This window comes from Salinivibrio sp. SS2 (genome assembly GCF_001722075.1).
GTDB classification, from domain to species: Bacteria; Pseudomonadota; Gammaproteobacteria; order Enterobacterales; family Vibrionaceae; genus Salinivibrio; species Salinivibrio proteolyticus.
Genome location: NZ_MEBP01000036.1, coordinates 1 through 7,174, shown reverse-complemented (window position 1 = coordinate 7,174; position 7,174 = coordinate 1). Strand labels below are relative to the sequence as shown.

At 49.7% G+C, this 7,174-nt stretch carries 8 protein-coding genes; 4 read left to right on the top strand and 4 right to left on the bottom strand.

Going from position 1 to position 7,174, the window contains the following annotated elements:
• Nucleotides 1–20 precede the first annotated feature (20 nt).
• From BGK46_RS02235 to BGK46_RS02220, 4 genes are all read right to left on the bottom strand, one after another.
• Nucleotides 21–446 carry a VOC family protein gene (locus tag BGK46_RS02235; RefSeq protein WP_254659643.1) on the bottom strand — a complete coding sequence of 142 codons (426 nt, stop codon included), beginning with the start codon at nt 444–446 and terminating at the stop codon, nt 21–23.
• 130 nt (nt 447–576) lie between these two features.
• Complete coding sequence (locus tag BGK46_RS02230; RefSeq protein ID WP_069586850.1) at nt 577–1,119, bottom strand: GNAT family N-acetyltransferase; 543 nt, start codon at nt 1,117–1,119, stop codon at nt 577–579.
• The gene (locus BGK46_RS02225) at nt 1,116–2,330 is read right to left on the bottom strand and encodes a multidrug effflux MFS transporter (protein WP_069586849.1); all 1,215 of its coding nucleotides are present in this window, start codon (nt 2,328–2,330) and stop codon (nt 1,116–1,118) included. Before BGK46_RS02225 ends, BGK46_RS02230 begins: the two co-directional genes overlap by 4 nt.
• 284 nt (nt 2,331–2,614) lie before the next feature.
• A complete protein-coding gene (locus tag BGK46_RS02220; protein ID WP_069586848.1) occupies nt 2,615–3,412 on the bottom strand; it encodes a MetQ/NlpA family ABC transporter substrate-binding protein in 798 nt (265 codons plus the stop codon).
• Nucleotides 3,413–3,571: 159 nt separating this feature from the next.
• Between BGK46_RS02220 and BGK46_RS02215 the strand changes: the two genes are divergently transcribed.
• The 4 genes from BGK46_RS02215 to sstT all read left to right on the top strand — a co-directional run bounded on the left by BGK46_RS02215 (nt 3,572) and on the right by sstT (nt 7,045).
• Nucleotides 3,572–4,141, top strand: coding sequence for an LON peptidase substrate-binding domain-containing protein (locus BGK46_RS02215; protein ID WP_069586847.1), 570 nt, complete (start codon nt 3,572–3,574; stop codon nt 4,139–4,141).
• Between the two features lie 64 nt (nt 4,142–4,205).
• Nucleotides 4,206–4,841, top strand: a complete 636-nt coding sequence (locus tag BGK46_RS02210; RefSeq protein WP_069586846.1) for a sigma-70 family RNA polymerase sigma factor — start codon at nt 4,206–4,208, stop codon at nt 4,839–4,841.
• A complete protein-coding gene (locus tag BGK46_RS02205; protein ID WP_069586845.1) occupies nt 4,834–5,520 on the top strand; it encodes a ChrR family anti-sigma-E factor in 687 nt (228 codons plus the stop codon). The genes BGK46_RS02210 and BGK46_RS02205 overlap by 8 nt, the downstream gene beginning before the upstream one ends.
• A 307-nt stretch (nt 5,521–5,827) precedes the next feature.
• Nucleotides 5,828–7,045 carry a serine/threonine transporter SstT gene (sstT, locus tag BGK46_RS02200; RefSeq protein ID WP_069586844.1) on the top strand — a complete coding sequence of 406 codons (1,218 nt, stop codon included), beginning with the start codon at nt 5,828–5,830 and terminating at the stop codon, nt 7,043–7,045.
• The last annotated feature ends 129 nt before the right edge of the window (nt 7,046–7,174 follow it).

Sequence of the window (7,174 nt, the reverse complement as noted above, 5' to 3'; positions counted from 1 at the left end):
CAGACTTTTGAACACTACCGTTACTCGTAGAGATATCTTTCTTCCGGTTTATCGGATGAGTAAGCGACCAATTCCCACTCAAAGCCGGCTTTATCATAGAAATACATCCGCTTGCGGTGAGTCTCGTGCGCCATTGAACCATTGGGTTGATACCCTTTTTCAAGCAAGCGTTCGCGGATGGTATCGATGTCATCAATGATCAGGCCAATATGGTTCACGCCTTGAGATTTATAGGTACTACGTGGCTGTATGCTGGGCTCTGAACTTGGGTTGGGCTCTTGCAGTGCAAAGTAGCAGTGCTCATTGCCTACATGCACCCAACGATATCCTTTTGGCGATTGGGCATCTTGGCGAATTTTAAAATCGGGGACAGCCACCGCCAAAAACGCTAACGCCGCATCCATGTCTACCACAGTCATATTTACGTGTTCGATTGTTGTCATCATTCATTCCCTTTATCCGTGCTATCGAAAACTGAGCTTGGAAAGCTAAACATCGAGAGCAAGGATAAAACCTCAATATAACTTGAGGTCAACGAACAAAAACAAAATCAGTGGTCTGGGGGAAACACGTAAATCATGCTGCGGTGTAGGTGTAGATCCAGTCGTCGTAACAAACACCGCCAATAGCAAAAGCATCAGGGTCAATACGGCTGAGTTGAAACCCGACCTTTTCTAGCACACGCGCAGAGGCAAGGTTACCCGCGGTCACTGTCGCATTGATGGTTCGCGCACCACCATGATGGATGGCAAAATCGGTGACAGCCTGCAAAGACTCAGTCCCATAACCACGCCCGTGATAAGGCGGCAACAGTAAATAGCCGACTTCCGCGACACCCTGCTCAAGCAAAAAACCGGTGACGCCGATTGGCGTTTGTGTCTCCGCCTCTACGATGACCAAACACAACCAGTGCTTAGCGTCAGGGGACCACGGCGTGAGTCGTTGCTCAAAACGGGTTTCAATCTCATCCAGTGGCATAGGATCAAAACATTGTGCAATGACGGCATTGTCCGTATGTAAGCAGTGGAACAACGGCCAGTCTGCTTTGATCATTGGCCGCATGCTCAGGCGTGGGGTTGTCAGCGGAAACAGGCCTTTTTCGAACCGTGACTTTGTCATGATGCCTCACTCAGGGTACTGGCGACGTTGACTTTCGGGGCGGCAAACCCGCGAAAGATATTATGAACAGAAAGCAACGCAAACACGCCCACCACTACGCCAAGGTGCCAGGCTTCGCTAACGCCCAAACTCAATAACGCCATACTCATCAACGCGGAAATAATCATCTGTCCACCACCGGAGAGCGCAGCGACGGTGCCGGCTTGGTTAGAGTAAGGTTGCATCACCTGCGACTGGGCGCACGGCAGCGCAATCCCGTTGCCAAACACCATAAAGAACTGCCCTATCATCAGCAGTAACGGATCCATCGGCGTGAACCATAGCCAAACCGCAGAGATGAGCTGCATCACAGGTGCCATTAGTAGCATACGCTTGGTACCCAAACGCGGCCGAATGCGCGAAACCAACGCGCTACCCAGCAATAAACCACATGTCGGAATAAGCGCCCACAGCGCATATTGATCCGAGGTCATACCGATGCGCTCTTGCATTAAAAATGGCATCAGCGACACCGTGGTAATCACCAAGGTAAAATTCACCCAGCTAATACTGGCGAAATAAAGAAAATACGGTGTTTTTAGCAATGCGCCATAGCGGCCAAGAATCACCTTCACATTGGGCAACGGTGAACGGGCGTGCATGCTTTCTTTGAAAAGGAAAAACAGCACGCACCACACCAAGCTGGTGTACACCATTAGCAAAATAAAGATCGCCAGCCAGCCTAGGTTATGGTTTACAAAGCCACCAATCACAGGAGCCACAATAGGCGTAAATGAGGCGACCATGATCAGATATGACATGGCTTGAGGAAGCTGATCCCCCGAATACGAGTCACGGGTAAAGGCACGTGAGAGCACAGCACAGCAACCGGTGCCCATTCCTTGGATGCAACGGCCAATGACTAGGCCAGTGAAGCTGGCGCTAAAACTCACCATCACGGTTAAGCCAATCAGTGAAAGCAACACACCGGCTAATAACACGCGGCGACGGCCAAGCGCATCTGAGATCGGCCCATAGATAAACTGTGATGGCCCGAAGCCGAGTAGATAAGCAGAGATCAGCAGCTGGACATCATCCATACTGAGGTTAAAGTCTCGGGCTATCCACGGCAAAGACGGGAACACCAATCCCATACTGAACTGCCCAATGCTGACGGTTAAGCATGCCAACAATACGGGCGACCAATTAAATGGACGAGTAGCCGATTGCATCCAATTTCCTGTGCATTTGCGTCGAGAAAAGAAAGGCAAGTGTCAAGCCAGTACGCGGCATAAATCACACTTTGATTGGCATAGTAACGCAATAAGCAACTGAGTGGTAACAAAAATTTAAAATTCGCTCGCGTTGGGTTGGATGGAGGAAAGCGCGGCTAACGACGAAGATCGCACGTCAGCAAGACTGGCAACATGGCACAAATAAAAGGCATGCGATGGATCCAAAAAGCCCGATACGGTTTCACGAATCGGGCATCTTAACTATTGAGCGCGACGCGCATTTAAAAAGCGGGTTCAATCGTGCCTTTAAATGTCTCTTCAAGAAAGTCACGGGTTTGTTGAGACTGAAACAGCGCTACCAAACGTTGTAGGTCGGGGTTGTCTTCATCTTCTTCGCGGGCGGCCACAACCATCACCGCCAAGGGAGCATTTTTCGACTCCAAGAAAATACCTTGCTCACTCGGGCTTAATCCCGATGACATCACATAGTTCATGGTGATCGCCGCCGCATCGACATCCTGTAAGCTGCGTGGCAGTTGTGCCGCCTCAACCTCAACAAATTCGAGTTGTTTAGGATTGGCGATGATATCTTGCAAGGTAGCTTTAAAGCCGACACTGTCGGCTAAGGTAATTAACCCCGCCTCTTGCAGCAATAGCAATGCGCGTCCCGCGTTGGTCGGATCGTTGGGGATCGCAATTTGTGCGCCATTCGGCAGCGCATCAACATGCTCAACGCGATCAGAGTAGATCCCCATCCGCATCAAAATGGAACGTCCCATCGATACCAACTGGCTACCGTTGTTTTGGTTATAGTTATCCAAAAACGGCTGATGTTGGTAACTGTTTAGATCTAAGCTGCCATCCGCCAAGCCAGCATTGGGGGAAATATAGTCAGAAAATTCGACCACCTCGACCGCAATTCCCTCGGCTTTCGCTTGCTTGGCAACCGCTTCAACCACTTGTGCATGCGGCCCCACAGTGGCACCAACTTTGATCACCTTATCTTGTGATTCTGAACAGCCAACCAGCGTGAGCGTGAGTCCGAGTATGAAAATAAAAGAAGCACGTAGAGATTTCATCAATCGGTAATCCTTTCCGAAAAGCCATTTAGACATCTATACTGCCAAATAAGAAGAATATGTCAATCATTGTTTATGCGATTCTCTGGACGCTTGATCGCTTGTCGCTAAGGGCGCGTATTAGTCAGCATGTTCAATCGATTATCAGGAGGCGCGGATATGACCAAGCTGTTTCCTTTGCCCCTCTTTTTGTTACCGGGTGGCAGAGCAAAACTACGTATTTTTGAACCCCGCTATTTACGGTTGGTACGCGAATGTACCGCCAACGGAGAAGGGTTTGTCCTTGCAATGATGCAAGGTCAGCGGCTTTATAAATACGGTACTTTGGTCGATATCGTTGATTTCGAGACGCTTCCCGATGGATTGCTGGGCATAACCATTGCGGGCCGACAACGGGTGGAAATTATGTCAACCGAACAAGCGCCCGACAAATTGTGGTTGGGTGAAATACGTACCCTGCATGATTGGCCACACGATGATTATGTCGATAATACGGACGATGAGGTGCAAGCGCGCATTGCCACCAGCCTCAAGCACATATTTGCTGCTCATCCTGACCACGCCGAGCAGTATGAACAGCCTCATTTCGAGGATGTCACCTGGGCGTGTCAGCGTTGGTTAGAGATTCTGCCCCTCACGAGTGCGCAAAAACAATGGTTTATCGCACAAGACTCTGCCGATGAGGCCAAGCAATTCATTCACCAACTGCTTGAAGAACACGTCGAGTGATCCAAATGATTTGTGGTGCGTATTGGGGTGTCAGATGGACGGCACTGACAGATAGGACTCAACTATGACTGCGCCTCAAACCATGTATACTGAAGCTTCAACCTCGAGACGGAATACACGTACCACAATGACTGACGTGACGAAGGAAGAGTTGTCGGAGCTATTATTACGCGTTGCGGAACAGCGAGACCGTGTCGCCTTTGAGCGTTTGTTTCGCTTTTTTGGCCCGAAGATCCGATCTTATGGAACTAAACATCTGCGCGCGGACGGACAGGCGATGGAGCTAGTCCAAGAAACCATGTTGGTGGTGTGGCGAAAAGCCCATCTTTACAACGCCGAGAAAGGGGCGGCAACGACCTGGGTGTTTACCATCATGCGTAACATCAGCTTCGATATGCTTCGTAAGGTGCAATCGAACCGCGAAGATAATTTTAGCGACGAGATTTGGCCGATACTGGAATCCGGTCAACAAGACAATGAAACCGACTCAGGTGCTCAGCACATGATGGATCAGGAATTATTATCCTTCATTGATGAATTACCTGAAGTACAACAACAGGTGGTGCGTGGTGTGTACTTAAAGCAACTCACCCACCAAGAGCTATCGGACCAACTTAATGTTCCATTAGGGACCGTGAAGTCGCGTTTGCGACTCGGGCTCGAGAAGCTGCGCAATCATCTGGAGGTCAACAATGATTAAATATCATCCTTCTTCCGAACTGCTGGATGCCTTTGCAGCCGGCCAATTACCGACATCCATGGCGATTGCGCTCTCTGCACACGTTGAATTATGTCAACAATGCCGTGAGCATGTGAGTGCGAAAGAAGAAGCGCTAGCATTAGCTGCGTTTGAAGAGGCTGAGACCGAGCACGAGTTCGCGGCAGGCACTCTGCCTTGGGACGATGATCTAGAAGCGGACATGATGAGTGCGATTTTCGACGCACCTGAACAAGACGAGGCATCACGCATTCAAGTCGCTCGCTCTAACGAGATTCGGGTTGGAGACAAAACCTACACACTACCACGCGCACTGCAGCGTTTTAGTGATTCGAATTGGTTATCATTCGGCAAGGTGCAACGCGCAAGGCTGAATCTTGAAGAAGGCGCCACACGTGCGAGCTTCTTACATATCGACGAAGGCGGCTCGGTTCCAGCCCATACACACAAAGGCTATGAGCTGACGCTGTTACTCGATGGCACCTTTGAAGATGAAAGCGGGCAATACTCGCCGGGTGACTTTATTTTGTTGGATAGTCGACATCATCACACCCCCTCTACCAAAGACGGGTGTCTGTGTTACACGGTCGCGAATGCGCCACTGCACTTCACCAAGGGCGTAAGTAAGCTACTTAATACCGTGGGTCATGCGATTTACTAAAAATCCTTGTGCTAGTTGTTATCCTATCTTTGGCGGCGAAAGCCGCCTTTTTTTATGCTGTTCAAGACAATAAATGCGTACAAATGCTCGGCGCATTAAAACGATTTCCTCACATCTAGCGCCGTGATAACAGAATAATTACACTAAAGAAACTTTCATTTAATGCCAACTGACTGACAGAATCCCACCTAACTAGTGCAAACTATCAATTTTCACTTTACATAGGGTGAATCAAACTGGTTTAATTCCCCACTTCTAACGATTCATTAACAGCCATTGATAAAAAACACAGTGAAGTGAGACACACATGAGTCAAACACAACTCGCCAGTATCAGCCGAGGTCACTCGTTGGTACTTCAAATCGTTATAGGTATTCTTGCTGGGGGCGTACTCGCCTATCTGTCGCCTGAGTTGGCGAGCACAGCAGGTTTGCTTGGTAAGCTTTTTGTTAGCGCACTGAAAGCAGTTGCACCCATTTTGGTCTTCGTTTTGGTTGCTGCCTCTATCGCTAACCAAAAGAAAGGTCAGCGCGCCAACATGCGCCCGATTATTTTCCTCTACCTGCTCGGCACGCTGGCGGCATCCTTGACCGCGGTTACCATGAGCTTTTTGTTTCCGACGACCTTACAGTTTGCCGCAACCGATGCAGCTGTCGCGCCACCGGAAGGCATTACCCAAGTACTAAACACCTTGCTGTTTAATATTGTCGATAACCCAGTCAACGCTCTGATGTCCGGTAACTATATCGGTATTCTCGCGTGGGCGATTGGTTTGGGCATTGCCTTACACCATGCATCAAGCGAGACTAAACGCGTCTTCTCTGACGTGTCTGAAGGCGTGTCTATGATTGTGCGCTTCGTGATCCGTTTTGCGCCCATCGGTATTTTTGGCCTTGTCGCCAACACCTTGGCACAAAGTGGTTTTGATGCGCTGCTTGGCTACATTCATTTGCTTGGCGTGCTCCTTGGCAGTATGGCAACGATCGCGTTGATCGTTAACCCACTGATCGTGTTTTATAAAACGCGCCAAAATCCGTATCCACTGGTTTTCCGCTGCCTGCGTGAAAGTGGCCTTACCGCCTTCTTTACCCGTAGCTCAGCCGCGAACATCCCTGTGAATATGCAGCTGTGCCGTAAACTCAAGCTTGATGAAGATACTTACTCTGTCTCGATTCCACTCGGGGCAACGATCAACATGGGTGGCGCGGCAATCACCATCACGGTTCTTACACTCGCCGCTGTACATACCTTGGGAATTGAAGTGGATATTGCCACTGCAATTCTGCTTAGCATTGTTGCCGCAGTGTCTGCGTGCGGTGCCTCAGGCGTTGCAGGCGGCTCGCTCTTGCTGATCCCACTGGCGTGTAACTTGTTTGGTATCCCGCACGAAATTGCTATGGAAGTGGTCGGTGTTGGCTTTACCATTGGTGTGTTGCAAGATTCGGCAGAAACGGGGCTTAATAGCTCAACAGACGTAGTCTTTACCGCCGCAGCCTGTATGGGTGAAGAGCGTAAAAACGGATAAGCCGATAAAGGGCGTTTTATCGGCACAGGCGGATAGCGCTCCCATTCAGGTTTGATACATCGAGTAGGGTGAGGCGTTGCCGCCTCATCCCTCTCACAGAACCGTACATACTGGACCTCGTATATGCCC